1 protein-coding gene and 1 pseudogene are annotated in these 2,834 nt (G+C 34.2%); both read left to right on the top strand.

Annotated features, from left to right (window positions below; genetic code table 11):
* Window positions 1-432 precede the first annotated feature (432 nt).
* Window positions 433-2,020, top strand: a pseudogene (locus AFK68_RS03280) (histidine kinase dimerization/phospho-acceptor domain-containing protein); the annotation flags it as partial.
* Between the two features lies 1 nt (window position 2,021).
* The coding region (locus AFK68_RS40920; protein WP_371357212.1) for a sensor histidine kinase at window positions 2,022-2,754 on the top strand (733 nt) is incomplete at its 5' end.
* Window positions 2,755-2,834: the final 80 nt, after the last annotated feature.

Raw genomic sequence — 2,834 nt, 5'->3', positions numbered from 1 at the left:
GAATAATGCATAATGGATAATGAATAAAGGATAATGGATAATTAAAACAATCTCTAATTATCAATTATTAATTGGGGCTGGCTGATTAAATATAAAACCATTGACAAATAAAAGTTTGACCAATTTTAGGTCATTACAAAGTGCCAGCTTTTCCATTGTATAGAGCTGAAAAAGTGAGCATTTTGAGGTAACTATAGGAGAAAAATTACTCTTACTATTCTTAAGACAACCTTCTCTGTAACTCCTATTTCTCCTGTACCGATGATTCAGGTTTCGGCTGTCGCTGACATAAATGCGTAGCATTCCGCAGAAAATCGATCCTAGGACTCCGTAGGAACGTTGTATGTAACCTCCCTACCTTAATAAAAAGACTTATTCAGCCAACCCTAATTATCAATTATCAATTATCAATTATTAATTATTAATTATAAAATGCTTCCCCTCCTAAAAAAAATCGGAGAAATTATCGCTAACTGGTGGTCTGAGTTTACCCTCCAGACTAAACTCATGGCAGTTATTACCCTGATAGTATCTTTGCTAATGAGTAGCTTCAGCTTCTGGGCAGTAAATACTATTCAAGAAGATGCTCGTCTCAATGATACTCGTTATGGTCGAGACCTGGGTCTATTATTAGCAGCTAATGTCACCCCACTTGTAGCAGAAGGCGAGCGTAACGAAGTGGCCAGATTTTCCCGACTTTTCTACAATAGTACCTCCAGTGTACGTTATATGCTCTATGCCGATGAAGAAGGAAAAATTTTCTTAGGTCTTCCTTTCTCAGAATCTGAGGTCAAAACATCCCTCACTCTCCGTCGTCGGATTCAACTACCAGAAGATTTTATGGCCAATGTAGAAGCCGAAAATTTTGCTGCTTTACCTCTGGTGCGACAACATTTAACTCCTAATGGGGAATTAACGGATGTTTTTGTTCCCCTAATTAATGAGGATAAATATTTAGGAGTTTTAGCTGTTGGAATTAATCCTAATCCCACGGTTGTTGTCTCTTCAAATCTGACTAGAGATGTGACTTTAGCAGTGTTTGTTTCTATCTGGGCAATGGTAATTTTAGGGGCAGTTTTTAATGCTTTGATTATTACTAAACCGATTAAGAAATTATCAGAAGGTGTGAAAAATATTGCTCAGGGAAATTTTAAACAAAGGATAGATTTACCCTTTGGAGGTGAATTAGGGGAACTGATTTTAAGCTTTAATGAAATGGGAGAACAGTTAGAGAGTTATAAGAAGCAAAATATTGAAGAATTAACGGCAGAAAAAGCTAAGTTAGAAACTTTAGTTTCTACTATTGCTGATGGTGCTTTATTATTAGATGCTAATTTACAATTGATATTAGTTAATCCGACGGCTAGACGTATTTTTAGTTGGGAAGAAAAAAATGTTATTGGTGGAAAGGTGACAGATAATTTACCTGTAGCTGTACAGATGGAATTAAATAGACCACTTTATCAAATATCTACAGGTGAAATAGAAGGTGGTGAATATCGTTGTACTTTAGATGAACCAAATAAACGTACAATTAGAATTTTATTAACAACTGTTCTTTTACACAGATCGTCAGGTACAGAGTCTCTTTGTCAAAGTTGTATTTATGATGCTTATGATAGTTGTAATTCTGCTGATCGTCCTGTCGCTAATGAATGCACACTTTATGAAAATCAATTAGAAACAGATTCTCTTTCTCCATACCGAAATAGTCTCAAAGGAATTGCTATGACTGTGCAAGATATTACGAGGGAAGTAGAATTAAATGAGGCAAAAGGTCAGTTTATTAGTAATGTCTCCCATGAATTAAGAACGCCTCTATTTAATATCAAATCTTTCATTGAAACTTTGCATGAATATGGGGAAGATTTAAGTGAAGTAGAAAGACGAGAATTTCTAGAAACTGCCAATCACGAAACAGATCGTTTGACTCGTTTAGTTAATGATGTATTAGATTTAAGTCGTCTAGAATCTTGTTTGATTTATCATCTAAATGCTGTTGATATTGCTCAACCAATAGNTGAAGTAGAAAGACGAGAATTTCTAGAAACTGCCAATCACGAAACAGATCGTTTGACTCGTTTAGTTAATGATGTATTAGATTTAAGTCGTCTAGAATCTTGTTTGATTTATCATCTAAATGCTGTTGATATTGCTCAACCAATAGAACAAACTTTAAGAACTTATCAACTTAATGCTAAAGATAAAAAAATAGAATTAAATTATGAGATAGAACCTAATTTGCCTCCTGTGGTCGGTCATTATGATTTATTACTACAAGTATTCGCTAATTTAGTAGGTAATGCTATGAAGTTTACTGAAGCAGGAGGTCGAATAGTAATTCGAGCTTATTTGTTAGAATCTGAGTTAGAAAATACCAATATAGAAGCTAAACAAATTGAAGAAGGAGGATGGATAGTTTCTCCTCCTCCTCCTCGACCAATAGAACTACATTTACAATCTGAAAATCATTCCGATCGGTTTGTCAGAATTGAAATTTCAGACACGGGAAGTGGTATTGAACCTGAAGACCAAGAAGCTATTTTTGAGAGGTTTTTCCGAGTAGAAAATCGCGTTCATACTTTGGAAGGAACAGGTTTGGGTTTGTCTATTGTTAGAAATATTATTGATAAGCATCATAGTAAGGTTAACTTAGTAAGTGAACTTGGTGTAGGTACAACTTTCTGGTTTGATTTAGCAGTATTTGAAGAAAAGTTAGTTCCAGAAGAAAATCAGTTATTAGAAGTAATTTAGAATTTAGAATTCAGAATTCAGAAGTTTATTATTGTAGGTTGTGTATTTACTTATATAATATAATTTCAAGGGCAACAAAC

This window comes from Hydrocoleum sp. CS-953, assembly GCF_002260545.1.
Classification (GTDB): Bacteria; Cyanobacteriota; Cyanobacteriia; order Cyanobacteriales; family Microcoleaceae; genus Trichodesmium.
The sequence above is the reverse complement of the archived record's forward strand: the minus strand, read 5'-3'. Positions and strand labels throughout refer to the sequence as shown.